Consider the following 18,369-nt stretch of genomic DNA (forward strand, 5'->3'; position numbering starts at 1 on the left):
AGTAGTGGTGACGGTGGTCATGGTGTCCCCCTGGGGATCATGAGCAGAGTGTGGGCGGGGTGGTGGAGAGCGGTGTGGTGAGGTGTCGGGCGTCTGTCACCGATGATACATCTTGACCGAAAACAATACAAGTGTTCGAACGCGTATGATTTTTAGCATCGCCGCCGATGCCCGCTCCTCTCCCCTGCCCCCACTGCACATAGACTGGTCACTATGTCTCTCACCTTCCCTTCCCTGGACACCCTCCGCTCCCGCAGCACGATGAAATGGACGAAATACGACCCTTCCGTCCTGCCACTGTGGGTCGCCGAAACAGACTTCGAGACCTGCCCCGCCGTCGCCGCGGCTGTGAAGGACGCCGTCGACCGTGAGTACTTCGGCTACCCGGAAATGGGTGCAGCGTCCCGCGAACTCGCCGAGGCACTGGCCTCCTTCTCCCAGGCCCGCCACGGCTGGACGATCGACCCCGCAAACGTCACCTACTGCCCCGACGTCGTCAAGGGCGTCATGGTGGCGATCGAGGCGCTCACCGAGGAGGGGTCGACCATCGTCATCCCGATGCCCGCCTATCCTCCGTTCCAGAAAGTTCCGCAGGCGACCCGGCGTCCGGCCGTCTACGTGCCGATGGGCGAGAACGGTTTCGACCTCGAAGCCCTGGAACAGGCCTTCACATCCGCGTCCAACCCGCACGGCGTCGGTTCCATGATCCTGTGCAACCCGTTCAATCCGCTGGGCCGTGCGTTCACCGCAGAGGAGCTGAGCACGGTCTCCGACCTCGCAGCCGCCCACCATGTGCGCGTCATCTCCGACGAAATCCACGCCCCGCTGGTCTACTCCGGCAACCACATCCCCACCGCCACAGTCTCGGAGACCGCTGCGGCGAACACCGTCACGGTCACCGCCACCTCCAAGGGCTGGAACACCGCCGGGCTGAAGTGCGCGCAGATCATCGCGTCGAACCCGGAGGACGCCAAGATCATCGGCCGTCTGTCCAACCTGCTCACCGGTGAGGCCTCCACCATCGGGTTGAAGGCCGCCACCGCCGCCTACACCGGAGGCTACGACTGGCTCGTCGAGGAGGTCGACTACCTCGCCGCGAACTGGGAGCACCTCGCACAGCGGCTGCCCGAGGTGCTCCCCGGCATCCGGCTACCGCAGCAGGAGGCGACCTTCCTCGCCTGGCTCGACCTCTCCGGGGTTGACCGGCTGCGTGACGGGAACGGCACCGTCACCCGGCCGGCCGAACGTCTCCGGACGCTGGCCAAGGTCGCCTTCAACGAGGGCACCGACTTCGGTCCGGTCGGGGCAGGGCATGCTCGGTTGAACTTCGGAACCTCCAGGGCCATTCTCGACGAAGCACTTGACCGTATCGCCGCCGCCGACCTTCACGGTGGCGGACCCGTCCCCGGAGACCTGTGAACAGTCTGACCCGAATACTCCGCTCGACCCGCCAACTCTGGCCCTACTACGTCATGGTCATCGTGACGTCCACCGCCACCGCGCTGCTGAACCTGGCGGCCCCCTTCCTCATCAAGGCGGCGACCGACGTCATCGTCGACGCCGTCAACGGGCTGCGCGACATGGATGACGCCGTCACCGTCGTCATCTTCATCGCCCTGGCGCTGTTCGCCGCCGAGCTGACCTTCACCGTCGTGCACAACATCGGCGGCTGGTTCGGCGACGTCATGGCACTGAAGATGCGTCAGCTGCTGTCCGACCGGTACTTCGCCAAACTGCTCTCCCTGCCGCAGACCTACTTCGACAGGCAGGTCACCGGTACCGTCATCTCCCGGCTCGACCGCTCGATCCTCGGCCTGACCCAGTTCATCCAGAGCTTCGCGAACAACTTCTTCTCGATGATGCTCACCGTGATACTCGTGCTCGCGGTGACCTCCTGGTACTACTGGCCACTCACCCTGCTGCTCCTCATCGTCTTCCCGCTGTACCTGTGGCTCACCGCCCTGACCAGCAAGCGCTGGATGGTGTGGGAGAAGGAGAAGAACCGCCACATCGACACCGCCCAGGGCCGCTTCGCCGAGGTCATCGGCCAGGTCAAGGTCGTGAAGTCCTTCGTCACCGAGCGGCGCGAACTCCGGGGATTCCAGGAGCACTTCGCCGAGACCGTCGATCTCACGAAGGCACAGTCGCGCTGGTGGCATCTGATGGACGCGATCCGCACCGGCGGTATGAACGTCATCTTCCTGGCCATCTACCTGGTACTCTTCATCCGCACCCTGCACGGTCACTTCAGCCTCGGCGACATGGTGCTGCTCGTCCAGCTGGTCGCAACGATCCGTGGCCCGGCGTCCATGATGAGCTGGATGGTCGATTCGGCGCAGAAGGCCGCCGGAGGATCCCGCGACTACTTCGCAGCGATGGACGAGATCCCCGAGCCCACCGCGGACGCCGTTCTGCTCGACGCCGCATCCCCGCGGGGAGCCGACCTCGTGGAGCCACTGCCGCCGGTCGAACCGCTTCCCTCGATCTCGCCGGACGCCCCGGTCATCGACTTCGACAGGGTGTCCTTCGGCTACGACTCGGACGCCCCGGAGGACGAGGTGATCCACAAGGTCTCGTTCAACGCCCACCACAACGAGAAGGTCGCCCTGGTCGGCGAGTCCGGTGGCGGAAAGTCCACCCTGGTCAACCTGCTGCTCGGACTGTACCGGCCGACCGCCGGTTCACTGCGCATCAACGGTCATGACAGTGCGGACCTCACCGCCGCGCAGCTGCGCAGCATGGTCGGCGTGGTCTTCCAGGAACCGTCGCTGTTCTCCGGCACGATCCGGGAGAACATCGCCTACGGACGACCCGACGCCACTGACGAGGAGATCCTCGACGTCGCCCGGCGGGCCAATGCCGACGTCTTCATCACCAGGTTCAGCGACGGCTACGACACCGTCATCGGCGAGCGCGGCCTACGGCTGTCCGGTGGACAGAAGCAGCGCATCGCCGTCGCCCGCGCCATGCTGAAGGACGCCCCCATCCTCGTCCTCGACGAGGCGACCTCCGCCCTCGACACCCGAGCCGAGCAGGCCGTCCAGGCGGGGCTGGAGGAACTGATGGTGGGACGCACTACGCTGGTCATCGCCCACCGGCTGTCGACCATCGCCACGGTCGACACGATCGTCACCCTCGACGGCGGTCATGTCGGGGAGATCGGCTCCCCTGCCGAACTGGCGACTTCCGGAGGTATCTACGCGGAGCTGCTGCGCCTGACCGCCAGTTCCTCGGCCGCGGACCGGAAGCGGCTGCGCAGCTTCGGCTTCCATGACGGAACCCCCGTCGATGACGAGGATGAACCTGTCGTCGACGGGGGTCCGGTGGAAGCTGCAGACTAGCCGGAACTAGTCGTCCTTGGCGCTGCCGATGAACTTGTTGGCGGCGTCGGTGGCCTTGTCCTTGAGCTCCTCGCCCTTCTGCTTGGCGTCGGACTTGACCTGGTCGGCCTTGCCCTCGTCCTTGAGGGACTCGTTGTCGGAGGCGTTACCGAGGGCCTCCTTGGCCTTGCCGGCCAGATCCTCGGCCTTGTTCTTCAGATCGTCGATTCCGGACATGCTGACCAACTCCTTCAGGGTTGTGTTGCGATGACCGCGTCGGCGACGCGGACTACCTCCACTTGTACCGGAGAAGTCTGCAGCATGCACCCGTTTCCACTGCCGAAACAGAAGTGAACGGGGCCAACTTCCGAACTACGCGCTGTAGTCGTAGAAGCCCTTGCCGGACTTGCGGCCGAGCTGGCCGGCCTGAACCATACGGCGCAGCAGCGGCGGGCAGGCGTAGGACGGGTCGCCGTACTCCTCGTGCATGACGTCGGCGATGAAGGCACAGGTGTCCAGGCCGACCATGTCGGCGAGGGTCAGCGGGCCCATCGGGTGGGACGCACCGAGCTTCATGCCGGTGTCGATGTCCTCCTTGGTGGCCACACCCTGCTCGACCATGCGGATGGCGGAGAGCAGGTAGGGCACCAGGAGGAAGTTCACGATGAAGCCGGAACGGTCCTTCGCGAGGATCGCGGTCTTGCCGAGCACCTCGGTGGCGTAGGTGCGGGCGGTCCCGACGGTCTCGTCGGTGGTGGTGAGGGCCGGGATGACCTCCACGAGCTTGAGGACCGGCACCGGATTGAAGAAGTGCAGACCGATGACGCGACCCGGGTTCTCGGTGGCCGAGGCGATGGTCTGGATCGGCAGCGAGGAGGTGTTCGAGCACAGCGGCGCGGTCTTGTCCGTCACGATGGCGTCGAGCTTGGAGAAGACGTCCTTCTTGATGTCCTCGTTCTCGATGATCGCCTCCATGACCAGCTCACGGTCGGCGAAGTCCTCGAGGTCGGTGGTGAAGGTGAGGCGTCCGAGGGCGGCGTCCCGGTCCTCCTCGGAGAGCTTGCCGCGTTCGACGGCCTTGGCGAGAGACTTCTCGATCTTGGCCTTGCCGAAGTCCAGGAACTCCTGCTTGGCCTCCCACACCAGGACGTCGCTGCCGGACCTGGCGGCGACCTCGGCGATGCCACCGCCCATCTGGCCGGCTCCGATGACACCTACACGCTGAACCATGTTGTTCTCCTTGTCACAAGACGAATTGTTATATCTGCATAGTGTAACCGGGGTCACTGCTCCCCGTGACATCCGACTCTAATTGAGTTCCTCATAGTCCCCGGGGTCGGCGTCCTCGACCTCCCCGACCACGCCGAGATCGCCGGCCACGATGATGTTTCCGGGGATGATGAGGTTGCCGTCGGCGTCGTATGACGCGGTGGGCAGCTCATGGCCCGCGTTGTCGTAACCGGGAGCAGGTTTGCGCTCGTTCGCCTCCAGATCCTCCGGGGTGTGCGTCCTGTCCCACTGCCGCGTCCGTGGTTCGGGGCGGGCGTGGTAGTCGGCGTTCATGCCCTTGAGGATCGAGTACATCATCACGAAGAACATGAGGAAGAACGGCAGGCCGATGATGATCGATATCTCCTGCAGAGCCTCGATACCGGCATCCGGCGACATGATGAGGATCGCCGCGGCGACGGCGCCGATGGAGACCGCCCACAGGACGCGTTGCCAGGTCGGCGTGACATTCTCCTCACCGACGGCGAACATGTCGGTGACCAGTGCGGCGGAGTCGATCGAGGTGACGAAGAAGATCGCCACGACCACCAGAGCGAAGCCACTGACTACTGTCGTCCAGGGCAGGGTGTCCAGGAGGATGAACAGTGAGGACGCCGCGTCCCCGTCCTCCACCACGGGTCCGGAGACGCTGCCGGGGTTGTTGCGCTCGGCGTTGATGCCGGCGAACCCGAAGACGGAGAACCAGATGAGGATGAACAGGGCGGGCAGGGCCAGCACACCGCCGACGAACTCACGGACTGTGCGTCCCTTGGAGATGCGGGCGACGAACATGCCGATGAAGGGCGACCAGCAGATCGTCCACGCCCAGTAGAAGACCGTCCAGGTGCCCTGCCAACCTTCGGTGGTGATCTCGTCGGAGTCCGACCAGAACATCAGGCGGGGCAGCCACTCGGCGTAGAGCGAAGCAGTGTCCAGGGTGCCACGCAGCAGCAGGAGCGTCGGGCCGGCGACGAGGACGAAGACCATGAGGACCACGGCCATGATGATGTTGATGTTCGAGAGGTTCTTGATGCCCTTGTCCAGGCCCGCGGCGACCGACCAGCAGGACGCCGCGACGATGACCACGATGATCCCCACCAGCAGCAGTGTGGAGCCCTCGATACCGAAGACAGTGCCCAGGCCGGACTCTATCTGGAGGACGCCGAGCCCCAGGGACACGGCGATACCGAAGACGGTGCCGATGATGGCGAGGGCGTCGATGAGCTTGCCGGGCCAGGCGTAGATCGCGCCGCCGAGGACGGGTGCGAACGCCGAGGAGACCCGCGGCGGCAGGTTGCGCTTGTAGATGAAATAGCCGAGGGCGAGGCCGGGCAGGGCGAAGATCACCCACATGTGGATGCCGAAGTGGTACATCGTGAAGCCCATGGCCTGGTTGACGGCCTCATGGGACATCGGCTCCTCGTTCTGCATGGGCACGTTGACCGCGTGGTTGATCGGCTCCGCCACACCCCAGAACATGAGGACACTTCCCAGGCCACCGGCGAAGAGCATCGCGAACCAGCTCTTGAGGGAGTACTCGGGTCCCTCGCCGTCCGGCCCCAGGCGCATCCGGCCGAAGTGGCTGACGGCGAGGACGAGCAGGAAGATCATCGCCAGAGTGACGCCGCCGATGTACATCCAGTTGAGGTTGGTCATCAACCAGTCGGAGATCGTGCCGAAGACGTCACGCGCACCCTCACTGAAGAGGATGCATACGGCGACGAAGACGACGATGAACCCTGCCGAGGTCCACAGGATCAGCGGATCCGGGCCTCTCTTCTCGTCCTTCACCTCCTCCCCGGCAGAAGTGGTCGTTCCGGTGTCAGGTGAAGTGGTCACAACATGTCCGGTTCCTCCGGGTCTCCCCGGATGGTAGAGGTCAGGTGAACAGGTGACACCTGAGTCTACCCGCAGACACAGAACGCCCCCGGCACCTGACATGGCCGGGGGTGTTCTGCTGACGTTTCAAGAGGAGAATGCGCAGCTGCCGTATAGAAGATTCCTTCCGATTCCGTTTCATCCCGTCTCTCTCGGGGACACCACTGAATCTACGAGCCGTCCCTGGCAGGTTCCTGGCAGTGCGCTGCGGTGTCGCTATGACATTCAGGCACCCACGCGGTCCAGGTGGTTCTGCGTCCCGTCGAAGACGTTGAACAGCACCGGGGAGCCGTTCGACAGGGTGCCGACGACATGGGTCCTGCCGTCCGGGCCGAGGACGTAGAGCGGGCTGCCCGAGTCACCGGCGATGGCCGGGATGGCCGCGAAGACCTCCTGGCTCTGCGTGTTCACGGAGATGACCGGACCACAGGTGCGGCCGGTCTTGGCGCCGTCCTTGCAGACGATGCCGCCGACGAGGTTCTGGGTCACCGGGACCGGGGCACCGGTCTCGATGCGCTGACCGGTGAGCAGCGGATCGAGCAGCGGGATGCCGGTGTCCGCGGTGCTGGAGATACCGTTGACGTCCGGGTCCACGGACTCGTCGAGACGGAACCAGCCGAAGTCATTCAGGCCCGCATCCGGCTCGAGGTAGTTCGCGCCGCCGTCGAGGAGGTGACCGCCGGCGGTGATGTCGTCGGCGTCCGCCAGAAGCTCACCGTTTTCGGTGGTGACCTTGACGGGCTGACCGCCGAACTCCTCCGGATCGAGGCAGTGACCGGCAGTGATGCCGTAGTAGTCGTCGCCCTTCTGGACGACCGAGTTCAGGGTGCACATACCTTCGGCACCGTTGTCGGCGGCGATGATGATGGGCGCTCCGCCGTGGGTGGTGGTGGCGCCGGCGACTGCCGGGGAGACGGCGGTCGCGGTGAGTGCCAGCGCACCAAGGACAGTGGTTTTACGGAGAAAGCTCATGACTCCGCAGTCTAGACTGTCCACGCCACAGGAGGTACCTATGCCCGGAAAAGCCGGATCCCGCACGTACAGCACATTCAGTCACCGTCGTGTCGTCGGACACGGGGAGGACGCCTACGCACGGTGTGTCTCGGCACTGCTGTCGGGCCGGGCGCACCGGGCCGCCGGTGCCCCGCTCACCGGCCCGTTCACCGTCGACGGGGTGGTCACCATCCGTCCGCTCGGCCTCCGGTCACTGAGTTCGCCATGCCGCATCCTCGTCCGGGACTCCGGGCCCGAACACACCCTCCTCGTCTACGGCACCCTGCCGGGGCACCTGGAGGAGGGTGAGGAGAGTTTCCGGATCGATCTGACGGACGCGGGCGACGTAGTGGTCACCGTCTCGGCGTTCTCCCGGCCCGCGCACTGGCTCACCCGACTCGGTGGGCCGGTGGCGCTGGCTGCCCAGCGGCTCATGGCACGCCGGTACGCCGGTGCGGTCGGGAGTCAGTAAGCGGCGTCCACGTCGAGTTCGGTGGGCATCCGCTCCCCCGCCAGGAAGGCCCGGTAGTTCTCCACGACGGGCTTCGCGAGCTGGCGGTCCATCGAGGAAACGGTGTTGGCGGAATGCGTGGTGACGGTGACGTTGTCCATGTCCCACAGCGGATGCCCGTCCGGCAGCGGCTCGGGATCGGTGACGTCCAGTCCCGCCCCGGAGACCTGGCCGGAGTTCAGGGCGTCCACCAGATCGTCGGTGACGACGACCGGGCCCCGCGCGACGTTGACCAGCGTCACGCCACGACGGCAGGACGCCAGGGCGTCCGCGTCGATGAGACCACGGGTGTCATCGGTGAGCGGGGCGGAGAGGATGATGTGGTCGGCTTCCGGGAGGACCTCCCCCAGCCGGTCGAAGGCGACGGTCTGACGGGCGCCGTCGACCGGGCGTCCGGAATGGTTGACGGCGATGAACTCCACGCCGAAAGGTGTGAGCATGTCGATGAGATGGCGTCCGATACCGCCGGCGCCGACGATGAGCACGGTGGACCCCGCCAGCCAGCGGGTCCCCTTGTCCACCTCCCGCCAGACACTCCAGGTCTTCTCACGGGCGATGCGGACGTGCATGTGCGTCACCGAGAGAAGCAGGCCGACGGCGGCCTCGGCGACCTGGCGGCCGTAGATCCCCGAGGCATTGGACCAGCGGCGGTCACCGGACGGACCGGTGGTGACGACGCCGGCGTCGAGGAAACCCTCGATCCCCGCCTGGCAGAGCTGCACCCACTTCACCCGCTCCGGCAGATCGGGGAACCTGTCCGGGCTCATGGCGACGCACAGGAAGGCGTCGGCATCGGCGATGTCGTCGACGATGACCGCCCCCTCCGCCTCCAGGGCTGCGGCGGTCTCCGGCAGGGGGATGGCTGCGATGTTGATCTTCATGCCATCCCTTTGTACCCCCCTCAACGACCTCCGGCTCAGTTCCCGAAACGGTTTTCGAGATCGTTGAGGAAGTCGTCGAAATCGTCGCCGAGCTGGTTACCCCAGTCTTCGAGATCCTCCTGGCTGGGCAGCTCACTGGGGATCTGGACACCAGGGTCAGAACCGTTGTCGTTGCCCTCGTCCGGCTCCGGGGCCGGGGTCGTCTGCTCCGGGGTGGTCTCCTCGACGGTCCGGGTCACCGTGGTCCCGGAGCTGTCATCGTCACGGTTGTTGAGCCAGAGAATGAAGAACAGCAGCGCGATCAGCGCGGCGAGCAGCAGGATGACCGAGATCCACACACCGGTGCTGTTGCGGCGCGGCTTCTGCGGGGGCTCGGGCTGCTGGTACGCGGGTTCCTGATACTGCTGACCCTGGTACGGCTGCCGGTATCCGAACTGCTCCGTCGGTGCGCCCTCCGGCAGACGCCGGTAGTCCGGCGGCTGCGGCCGGTCACGGTCGGGGTAGTTGTCGCGTGAATCCATCGTTCGAGTGTAACCCGGCCTGCACACCCGAACGGGTATGCGCGTTCTGTTCCCGGGCACCGACCATTTAAGATGGTGCCGAAGTGACGAGACGTTCCATGACTGCACCGATGAACCAGGAGACGTTCAGATGATCCGCATCAGCCGTACCGCTGCCCTTTCCGCCGCCGCCGTTCTGGCACTGGGTATCACGGCATGTTCCCCGCCGCACCAGAAGGACAGCGACTCCGCGCACGTCACCGACGTCACCCCGGAGTCCGGCTACACCGGTGGCGGCGTCCCGGAGACTTCCGCCGGCGAGTCCGCTGCAGCCACCGAGGCTGAGCCGGAGACCGGCTACATGACCTCCGACATCACCGCCGGGGAGCCTGCCGCACAGTAACCAGGGGCAGGTCACGCTCGGCGGCCCACCGTGCCCACGCGTCCCGACTGCGCCGGAGGAACGCCTCCGCCAGCGCACCACGGTCCATCGGATCGACACCGAGCTCCTCCCCCAGCCGAACGATGAAATGCGGCTCGATCGCCGCCAGGGCGATCCACCCGTCGTCTGCGGCACGGTAGATGCCGTAGGTCGGCAGACCGCCACCCAGTGGTGTCCCCGGGCCGCACAGGCCGGTCCTCACCGACGTCGCGGCATCCTCGACAACCTCCGCCAGGGCCACCTCACGGTAGCCGCCGGTTCCGGTGCGGGACGCCTGGAACAGCAGCGCCGTGGCGTCCCCCACCACCCGCTCGGCACCGGCCAGGTCGGCGACGGGGATCACCGGCATCGTCGGCGGGGCCAGTGTTCCCGCCTCCGCCTGGTAGGTCAGGTCGTGGCCGGGCCGGTCGGCGCCTGCACCGGCGTGACCGACCACCGCGACCTGGCTCAGCAGCGGGTGCCGGGTGTGCAGTTCCTTCCAGGCCAGACCCAGTTTCTCCAATGCCCTGGGACGCGACGAGGTGATCAGCAGATCGGCGTCCGCCAGCAGGTTCTCCAGCGCATCGCGTCCCGCAGCGTCCTTGAGATCGAGCGTCCGCACCTCCTGCCCGACGGCGAGCAGACGGTAGTAGTCGGGGGACGCGAAGGCCAGCGGATCACCCGCCGGCGACTCGACCTTGGTGACAGTCGCGCCCAGCCTGACCAGGCGGTGTGCGGCGACCGGTCCGGGGAGATTCGGGGCGAGGGTCACGACGCGGACGCCGGACAGCGGAGATTCAGCGGTTTGAGCAGACACCACTCCGATCCTAACGACGGCACCGGTTAATCTGGGGGGCATGCGAATCTTCGGTTTCGGCAGTTACGGCGGACCTGACGTCGCCGGTTTCCTCGACGTCCCGGCTCCCGACCCTGCCACCGTGCCCGACGGCAGCGTACTCATCGCGACCACCGTCACCTCGGTGAACCCCGCGGACATCAAGGTCCGGTCCGGGGAACGGCAGGGCAGCTTCCCGGTGCGTTTCCCCATGGCGATGGGTCGTGAGGCCGCCGGCCTCGTGCTCGCGGCAGACCCTGTGACCGGCATCGCCCCGGGAATGGCCGTGTTCGGCAACACCGTCTCGGGCACCGGTTCCTTCGCCGAGAAAGTCTACCTCGACGGTGTCGGGGTGACCCCGGTGCCCGAGGGGGTCACCCCTGCGCAGGCCGCCTGCATCCCGGTGGCCGCCGGAACAGCCTGGGACATCCTCAACGAACTGCACCACGACGGCCTGGAGACCGGTGGCACAGTGCTGGTCCTCGGCGCCGGCGGCGGAGTCGGGCACTGTGCGGTGCAGCTCGCGCGCGCTCTCGGCATGAAGGTCACCGGTGTCGCCGGCGTGGACAAGCACGAATTCGTCGAGTCTCTCGGCGCGACCCATGTCGCCGCCGGGGACGACTGGGTGTCGCAGGTGAACGAGGCCGGACCGGTGGACGCCGTCATCGACCTCGTCGGTGGTGAGGTCCTCCTCGACGCACTCGGGATGACCGCCGGTCCGGTCCGCAGTGTCGCCGACCCGTCCGTCGGCGGTGGCGTGACCCGCCGGCGCAGCCGCGCCGTATTCTCCGAACTCGCCGGGTTCATCGCCGACGGCACGTTCACGCCGCACATCTCGGCGTCCTTCCCCTTCCCCCGTGCCGCCGACGCGGTCGCCGCAGTGGAGAACGGGCACGCACTGGGGAAGACGGTCGTCAGGTTCTGACCCATCTCTGAATCCTAATTCAGGAGTATTGTCGCTGTCATGAGCGAAATTCAGAATGTCACCGTGCTGGGGACCGGCGTCCTCGGTTCCCAGATCGTCATGCAGGCCGCCTACGCAGGAAAGAATGTCGTCGCCTACGACATCAGGCAGGAGCTCCTCGACAAGCTCCCCGACCGCTGGGAGTGGATGCGCGGCCACTACGCCAAGGACCTGTCGGACTACACCGCCGAGAAGTTCGATGAGGCCGTCGGCCGCATCACCACCTCCACCGACATCGCCGGGGCCGTCGGGGACGCCGACGTCGTCATCGAAGCCGTCCCGGAGAACCTCGACCTCAAGCGGGAGGTCTGGGGCAACGTCGGCAAGGCTGTGAAGGACCCGGCCATCCTGCTGACCAACTCCTCCTCGCTGCGTCCCTCCGATTTCGCGGACGCCACCGGTCGCGCCGACCGCTTCCTGGCCCTCCACTTCGCGAACATGGTGTGGCGCTCCAACACCGGTGAGGTCATGGCCACCCCGAAGACCGATCCCGCCGTCTTCGACCGCACCGTCGAGTTCGCCCGGGAGATCAACCTGCAGCCCTTCCCGGTCCACAAGGAGACCCCGGGCTACCTGCTGAACAGCCTGCTCATCCCGTGGCTGAACGCCGCCGGTGACCTCTACGCCAACGAGGTCGCCAACCCCCATGTCATCGACGAGGACTGGAAGGTCTCCACCGGTGCCCCGAAGGGCCCGTTCGAGACCTACGACATCGTCGGCTTCAACGTCGCCGTGAACATCGGCCGCAACCGGGTGGACGACACCGAGTCCCAGAAGAAGTTCAACAACCTCCTCCAGGAGCGCGGCATCGACCGGGGCAAGGCAGGTCGCGGTGACGGCTGCGGATTCTACGAGTACGACGGGAACGGGAATATCGTCCGGCCGAATCCTGACTGGGTCATCTACGAGGACTGACGACCGACTCTCAGGATGCGCCGATCTGTGCGTTCTAGGCTGCGGTGATGTGAAACCACTACGCACCGCCGCCGCTCTCCTCGCCATTTCCGCCCTGCTTTCCCCGGTCCTCGTCGCCTGCAGTTCCGACGACGGGACCGGGGATTCCGGTGTCGTCATCAACGAAGTGCGGTCCGACGGTGGGGATGCCGGCGACTGGGTGGAGCTGGCGAACACCGGCGACCAGGCGGTCGACGTCTCCGGCTGGGGGCTCGCCGACGACGACCACGACCCGCTGACCCTGCCTGATGACAGCATCATCGAGGCCGGCGGGTACCTCGTCGTCAACACCGAACCGGACTTCGGACTCGGCTCCGAGGATTCCGTCACCCTCACCGACACCGAGGACGTGGAGATCGACTCGACCTCCTGGGACGAGGACGCCGCCACGAGCTGGGGGCGGGTGCCCGACACCTCCGGGGACTTCAGTGAGACCGACGCCGCCACCCCCGGGCTGACGAACACTGTCGAATCGTGGCCCTCGGACCCGCTGCCCATCGAGGACATCGACATGCCGGACGACTTCGACACGGAGGACATGTCCGGCGTGGACCTCGCCGAGGACGGCACCGCTTACGTGGTCAACAACGCCACCGGGACGCTCTACGTCCTCACCCCCACCGATACCGGCTACGACGTGACCGACAGCTACCAGTTGCGCTACCCGGACGGGTCCGGTGAACCGGACGCCGAGGGCGTCACCGTGGGGCCGGACGGGGCACTCTATGTCGCCACCGAGCGTGACGGTGAGGGAGACGAGGTGTCGCGTCCTTCCGTACTGCGGTATGAGCTGCCGGACGGTGATGCAGATGAACTCACCGCCACCGATGAGTGGAACCTCGCCGACTTCACCGGGGACCTCGACGCGAACAGTGGACCGGAGTCGATCAGCTGGATCTCCGACGCGTCCTCGCCCGCGACCTTCGCGGTGGGCGTCGAGGCGACCGCCGAGGTGCTCTTCGTGACGCTGGATGACGCGGATCCGGATCTGCTGCAACGCTACGACACGCCACTGGACGGCGTCATGGCCAGTGACTATGACGCGGACTCCGGTGAACTGACGGTGCTGTGCGACGAGACCTGCGGCGGGGCGTCTGTCGTCCTGGCGGACACCGAGGGCGGTTTCGCCCCGGTGACAGGAACGCTCAACGCCCGCCCGGAGGGCATGGACGACGTCGGCAACGAGGGCTACGCGCACGTCACGACCTCCGACGGCACCGAGCGGTACCTGTGAACCGATGACAGTGACACCGACGGCGTCAGTCTGCGGGGTGCCGTCGGCTAAGGTCGGTGGTCATGCCCAAGAAAGTCGACCATGCCCTGAGACGCCACGAGATCATCGGCTCGGTCTGGCGACTGATCGCCGACGAGGGGATAGATGCAGTGACCACGCGGCGCATCGCCGAGGTCACCGGCTACTCCAACGGGCTGCTGCGCTACTACTTCCCCGGCAAGGACTCGGTCATCACCGAGGCCTACCGGTACGTCGTCGAGGCGACGGACATCCGCGCCGCCCTGTCCAGCACCGAGCGGGGACTTGCCGGTCTGCGGACGCTGGCGTACGAGATCATGCCGCTCGATGATGTCCGTCGGGCGGAGGCCCGGGTCGCACTGGCGTTCTGGCAGCGTGCGCTGAACCACGAGGATGAGGCGGCGCTGTTCGCGACGAGCTTCAGCTCCTGGCGTGACTTCTTCACCGCCCGCGTCGCCGAAGCGGTGACCGACGGCGAAGTCGCCGCAGACACAGACATCACCGCAGCAGTCGATGACCTGCAGAATCTGTTGATGGGGGCGCAGATCACCGCAGCTTTCGGTACACCCGAGGGAGATGTCGACCGGCTCACCGCACTGCTCGACCGCTTCATCGCTCGTTTTTCTCCGTCCGTACAATAACGTCACCGCGCGGCAACGGGACAGAAACACAGCGGCGGTTGACTGTCACCCATGACAGTAACGCTCCCCACCACACTCCAGACCCGCTACCTCTCCGAACCCGACATGGTCGCCGCCGGCGTCAAGGACATGCCCGCCTGCGTCGACACCATGGAGAAGATGTTCTCCCTGCTCGGTGCCGGCGACTACCGGATGGCCGGCGCCAACAACAACTCCCATGGCGCCATGGTCCTCTTCCCCGAACAGTCCCCCCACGAGCGCATGCCGCTCAACGGCCCGGACCGCCGCTTCATGGCCATGCCCGCCTACCTCGGCGGAGAGTTCCACACCTCCGGGGTCAAGTGGTACGGCTCCAACGTCGAGAACCGGAAGTCCGGACTGCCCCGCTCCATCCACACCTTCATCCTCAACGACGCCGACACCGGTGCCCCGCTCGCCGTCATGAACGCCAATCTCCTCTCCTCCTACCGCACCGGGGCTGTCTCCGGTGTCGGCGCCCGGCACCTGGCGACACCCGGCGCAACCGTCGCCGCCGTCATCGGGCCGGGTGTCATGGGCAGGACCGCACTCCAGGCCTTCGCCGCCGGCGTCCCGACCCTGGACACCGTGAAGATCAAGGGCCGCAGCCGGGCCGGTATCGACAGTTTCATCGCCTGGGTCCACGAGACCCTGCCGCAGTTCACCACGATCGAGATCTGCGACACCGCCGAGGAGGCGGTCCGGGACTCCCAGGTCATCGCCTACACCACCACCGCCCCGATCGGCTCCGGCAATTACCCGCAGCTCGACCCCGCATGGCTCTCCCCCGGCGCGTTCGTGTCCATCCCCTCCTGCGTCAACATCCCCGAGGAGTGGCTCGCCTCCGGTGCCGGACGCCTCGTCCTCGACAACCGCAGTCTCTACGAATGCTGGCACGAGGAGTTCGGCGACGACGCCTTCGAGACCGTCGGCATCATCGGCAACAGGTTTCTCGCCCTCGAGAAGTCCGGCACCCTCCCCTCCGGCGAGGTCGTCGACATCGCCGACGTCATCAACGGGAACGCCGTGGGTCGGCGCAGCGACGACGACATCGTCATCTACTCCGTCGGCGGCATGCCGGTCGAGGACGTGGCCTGGGCGACGACGCTGTACCGCCGTGCCTGCGAAAAGAACATCGGCACCGTGCTGCCGGTGTGGGATACCCCGGAGATGGCCTGATGACCACTCCCGCACACTACGACTACGTCGTCATCGGCTGCGGCACCATCGGATCGATGGCGCTGTGGCAGCTCACCGAACTGGTGCCCGGGGCCAGCGTCCTCGGCATCGAACGTTTCGGCCGGGTCCACACGAAGGGCTCCTACTCCGGGGAGTCGCGGCTGTTCCGCGTCGCCCTGAAGGAGGGCGGCATCTACATCCCCCTGGTGCAGCAGGCCCGTGAGATGTGGCTGGAGATGAACGAACGTTCCGGCCGGGACATCTTCCTGCCGGTCGGCGCTATCTCCGTCGGCCCCGCCGACTTCCCCACCATGGTGCAGACCATGGAGGTCATCGAGGAATTCGGCCTCGACCACGAGGTGCTGGACGCCGCGGAGCTCGCCGAACGCTTCCCGGTCTTCGCCGCATCCGCTCCGGGAGCTGCGCCGGACGCCGCGATCATCGACCCGGCCGGCGGCGGAATCCGCCCCGAACTGTCCGTCGCCTACGCCCAGCAGTTCGCGATCGACGCCGGTGCGCAGCTGTGGGAAAACACCCGCGTGCTGGCCGTGGAGCCCGGCGGGGAAACAACGCTCATCCGCACCGACCGCGGTGAGGTCACCGCGGACAAGGTCATCATCGCCAACGGTTCCTGGGCCGCCGAGCTCTTCCCCGACCTCGCCGGGCACATCAGTGTGCAGGGCATCCCGCTGACCTGGTACCTGCCGCTGGACATCACCGGATTCCTGCCGTCGAGACTGCCGATCTTCATGCGCGACATCGTCCGCGACAACGGCGAGATCTGGCACTGCTACGGCGCACCGACGATCGACGGCTACTCCGTGAAGATCTCCCACGGGGACTTCATCGGTGAAGGCACGACCCCCGACGACCTCGGGCAACTGCGCACCGGCGAAATCCCGGCAGACGTACAGCAGGTCTTCTCCGAGAGAGCCTCCGCCTTCTTCAACGACATGCTCGACGCCCCGGTGCGGATCTCCCTGCACCACGACGGTTTCACCACCGACCACGCACCGGTACTCAGCCACGCACCGGGCACCGACGGCTCCGTCACGGTCGCCACCGGCATGAGCGGTAACGGCATGAAGTTCGCCCCCGTCTACGGCCGTATCGCCGCCGAACTGGCGGTGACCGGCGACTCCCCGCTGCGTCCTGCCGCCTTCGACTACCCCGTCGCCGCCCGGGAACCGTCCACCGCCATCATCCCTGCCACCGTCCACTAGGAGCTTTCCATGAGCACCACGACAACCACCGCACCCACGGCGTCCGACCAGGGCCTGACATCCGGGTCCCTGTCCACCGCCTCCATCGTCTTCATGGTCATCGCCGCTGCAGCACCCCTGACCGTCATCGGCGGTGCCATGCCCATCGGCATGTCCATCGGCAACGGTGCCGGGTTCCCGGCGATGTACGCCCTCAGCGCCGTCATCCTCATCCTCTTCTCGGTGGGACTGACCACCATGTCGAAGTTCATCGATGAGCCGGGCGCATTCTACTCCTACGTCGAGACCGCGTTCGGACGCCGTCTGGGTATGGGCACGGCGTACCTCGCCCTGCTGACCTACACCGCCATCCAGTTCGCGGTCTACGGCTTCCTCGGCGCGCAGCTGTCCTCGCTCATCGCCCCGGTGGTCGAACTCCCCTGGTGGCTGTACTCACTGGCTGTCGCCGGCATGGTCGGCTACCTCGGTTACCGCAACATCGAGCTGAGCTCGAAGGCCCTGGGCATCCTGCTCATCGCCGAGATCGCCATCGTCGTCCTCATCGACGTGGTCGTCACCGGCAGGGGCGGAGCCGAGGGGCTCAACGCCGATCCCTTCCTGCCGGAGCACATGTTCTCCGGGTCAATGGGCATCGGTCTGATGATGGCGATGGCCGGCTTCATCGGCTTCGAGGCGACCACCGTCTTCCGCTCCGAGGCGAAAGACCCGGACCGCACGATCCCGCGGGCGACCTACATCTCCGTCGCCGTCATCGGCATCTTCTACACCATCTCCGGCTGGGCCGTGGTCCAGGCGTGGGGCACCGACAATGTCCTGGCCGAGGCGACGAACGACCCGGACAACATGATCGCGAACACCGCCCGGAACTTCCTGGGCGACTGGGCGGGTCCGGTGGTCGACGTCCTGCTGCTGACCAGCCTCTTCGCCTGCGTACTGTCCTTCCACAATGTGCTCACCCGCTACCAGCACGCCATCTCGCACAAGCGTGGCCTGCCCCGGGCGCTGCGCGCGGTACACCTGACACACCGGTCGCCGCACATGTCCTCCATCGTCCAGACCGCGACCATCCTGCTGCTCACCGCGGTCTGCGCCGTGGTCGGGATGGACCCGGTGACCGAGATCTTCACCTGGTTCTCCGGGCTGGCGACCTTCACCATCGTCATCCTCATGCTGCTGGTCTCGATGGCCGTGGTCGTCTGGTTCCGCACCCGCCCTGACCTGACGGTCTCCACATGGAAGCGGCTCGTCGCGCCGGCGCTGTCCTTCCTCGGACTGGGCACCGCCCTGTTCTTCATCGTCACGAACTTCACCGTGCTCTTCGGCAGTGCGTCCGTCGCCTGGATCATGGCGGTCTCGGCACCGGTGGTCTTCGTCCTCGGTGCGGTTTTCGCCACCTTCGTCCCCGAGTATGACGACAAGGTCATCACCCGGAACATGGCGAAGCGGATGGCCAGGGACAAGTCCGGGGATCAGGGCTGACGGGCCACCATCTCGGCGCTCCACACCGGCGCGAACGGCGGGACACAGTTC

General features: G+C 66.4%; 18 protein-coding genes. 11 read left to right on the top strand and 7 right to left on the bottom strand.

Annotated elements, in window-relative coordinates; all coding sequences use genetic code 11:
• Positions 1 to 213: 213 nt before the first annotated feature.
• Entirely contained in the window at positions 214 to 1,419 is a 1,206-nt protein-coding gene (locus tag Q0A27_RS09485; RefSeq protein WP_291474901.1) for an aminotransferase class I/II-fold pyridoxal phosphate-dependent enzyme, read from the top strand.
• Positions 1,416 to 3,341: an ABC transporter ATP-binding protein gene (locus Q0A27_RS09490; RefSeq protein ID WP_291474903.1), complete on the top strand. Its 1,926-nt coding sequence runs from the start codon at positions 1,416 to 1,418 to the stop codon at positions 3,339 to 3,341. The genes Q0A27_RS09485 and Q0A27_RS09490 overlap by 4 nt, the downstream gene beginning before the upstream one ends.
• A 6-nt stretch (positions 3,342 to 3,347) precedes the next feature.
• On the opposite strand, the gene Q0A27_RS09495 is transcribed toward Q0A27_RS09490, so the two are convergent.
• From Q0A27_RS09495 to Q0A27_RS09510, 4 genes are all read right to left on the bottom strand, one after another.
• Positions 3,348 to 3,557 carry a CsbD family protein gene (locus Q0A27_RS09495; RefSeq protein ID WP_291474905.1) on the bottom strand — a complete coding sequence of 70 codons (210 nt, stop codon included), beginning with the start codon at positions 3,555 to 3,557 and terminating at the stop codon, positions 3,348 to 3,350.
• A 135-nt stretch (positions 3,558 to 3,692) separates the two neighbouring features.
• Positions 3,693 to 4,550, bottom strand: a complete 858-nt coding sequence (locus Q0A27_RS09500; RefSeq protein ID WP_291474907.1) for a 3-hydroxybutyryl-CoA dehydrogenase — start codon at positions 4,548 to 4,550, stop codon at positions 3,693 to 3,695.
• 78 nt (positions 4,551 to 4,628) lie between these two features.
• Positions 4,629 to 6,380 (bottom strand): BCCT family transporter, encoded by a 1,752-nt coding sequence (locus tag Q0A27_RS09505; protein ID WP_291474976.1) that lies wholly within the window; start codon positions 6,378 to 6,380, stop codon positions 4,629 to 4,631.
• Between the two features lie 312 nt (positions 6,381 to 6,692).
• Positions 6,693 to 7,439: a hypothetical protein gene (locus Q0A27_RS09510; protein WP_291474909.1), complete on the bottom strand. Its 747-nt coding sequence runs from the start codon at positions 7,437 to 7,439 to the stop codon at positions 6,693 to 6,695.
• 40 nt (positions 7,440 to 7,479) lie between these two features.
• Between Q0A27_RS09510 and Q0A27_RS09515 the strand changes: the two genes are divergently transcribed.
• Positions 7,480 to 7,932: a DUF1990 domain-containing protein gene (locus Q0A27_RS09515; RefSeq protein WP_291474910.1), complete on the top strand. Its 453-nt coding sequence runs from the start codon at positions 7,480 to 7,482 to the stop codon at positions 7,930 to 7,932.
• Here Q0A27_RS09515 and Q0A27_RS09520 read toward each other — a convergent pair.
• Both Q0A27_RS09520 and Q0A27_RS09525 read right to left on the bottom strand, forming a co-directional pair.
• Positions 7,926 to 8,852 carry a D-isomer specific 2-hydroxyacid dehydrogenase family protein gene (locus Q0A27_RS09520; RefSeq protein ID WP_291474911.1) on the bottom strand — a complete coding sequence of 309 codons (927 nt, stop codon included), beginning with the start codon at positions 8,850 to 8,852 and terminating at the stop codon, positions 7,926 to 7,928. The genes Q0A27_RS09515 and Q0A27_RS09520 overlap by 7 nt on opposite strands.
• Positions 8,853 to 8,887: 35 nt before the next feature.
• On the bottom strand, positions 8,888 to 9,373 hold the full coding sequence (locus Q0A27_RS09525) for a hypothetical protein (protein ID WP_291474913.1): 486 nt from the start codon (positions 9,371 to 9,373) through the stop codon (positions 8,888 to 8,890).
• 130 nt (positions 9,374 to 9,503) lie between these two features.
• Here Q0A27_RS09525 and Q0A27_RS09530 point away from each other — a divergent pair, with 130 nt between their 5' ends.
• On the top strand, positions 9,504 to 9,755 hold the full coding sequence (locus Q0A27_RS09530; protein WP_291474914.1) for a hypothetical protein: 252 nt from the start codon (positions 9,504 to 9,506) through the stop codon (positions 9,753 to 9,755).
• Here Q0A27_RS09530 and Q0A27_RS09535 read toward each other — a convergent pair.
• A complete protein-coding gene (locus Q0A27_RS09535; protein ID WP_291474916.1) occupies positions 9,727 to 10,590 on the bottom strand; it encodes a CoA transferase in 864 nt (287 codons plus the stop codon). The genes Q0A27_RS09530 and Q0A27_RS09535 overlap by 29 nt on opposite strands.
• Before the next feature lie 40 nt (positions 10,591 to 10,630).
• Between Q0A27_RS09535 and Q0A27_RS09540 the strand changes: the two genes are divergently transcribed.
• The 7 genes from Q0A27_RS09540 (at position 10,631) to Q0A27_RS09570 (ending at position 18,318) form a co-directional block, all read left to right on the top strand.
• Positions 10,631 to 11,533, top strand: a complete 903-nt coding sequence (locus Q0A27_RS09540) for an NADP-dependent oxidoreductase (protein WP_291474919.1) — start codon at positions 10,631 to 10,633, stop codon at positions 11,531 to 11,533.
• 39 nt (positions 11,534 to 11,572) lie between these two features.
• On the top strand, positions 11,573 to 12,487 hold the full coding sequence (locus Q0A27_RS09545; protein WP_291474920.1) for a 3-hydroxyacyl-CoA dehydrogenase: 915 nt from the start codon (positions 11,573 to 11,575) through the stop codon (positions 12,485 to 12,487).
• A gap of 49 nt (positions 12,488 to 12,536) precedes the next feature.
• Positions 12,537 to 13,760, top strand: coding sequence for a lamin tail domain-containing protein (locus tag Q0A27_RS09550; protein ID WP_291474922.1), 1,224 nt, complete (start codon positions 12,537 to 12,539; stop codon positions 13,758 to 13,760).
• A 62-nt stretch (positions 13,761 to 13,822) separates the two neighbouring features.
• Positions 13,823 to 14,419 (top strand): TetR/AcrR family transcriptional regulator, encoded by a 597-nt coding sequence (locus Q0A27_RS09555; protein WP_291474924.1) that lies wholly within the window; start codon positions 13,823 to 13,825, stop codon positions 14,417 to 14,419.
• 51 nt (positions 14,420 to 14,470) lie between these two features.
• Positions 14,471 to 15,616, top strand: coding sequence for a tyramine oxidase subunit B (locus Q0A27_RS09560; RefSeq protein ID WP_291474926.1), 1,146 nt, complete (start codon positions 14,471 to 14,473; stop codon positions 15,614 to 15,616).
• On the top strand, positions 15,616 to 16,839 hold the full coding sequence (locus tag Q0A27_RS09565; protein ID WP_291474928.1) for an FAD-dependent oxidoreductase: 1,224 nt from the start codon (positions 15,616 to 15,618) through the stop codon (positions 16,837 to 16,839). The genes Q0A27_RS09560 and Q0A27_RS09565 overlap by 1 nt, the downstream gene beginning before the upstream one ends.
• Before the next feature lie 9 nt (positions 16,840 to 16,848).
• Positions 16,849 to 18,318 carry an APC family permease gene (locus Q0A27_RS09570; RefSeq protein ID WP_291474930.1) on the top strand — a complete coding sequence of 490 codons (1,470 nt, stop codon included), beginning with the start codon at positions 16,849 to 16,851 and terminating at the stop codon, positions 18,316 to 18,318.
• Positions 18,319 to 18,369: the final 51 nt, after the last annotated feature.

Origin of the sequence: Corynebacterium sp., from assembly GCF_022712275.1 — a bacterium.
GTDB lineage: Bacteria > Actinomycetota > Actinomycetes > Mycobacteriales > Mycobacteriaceae > Corynebacterium.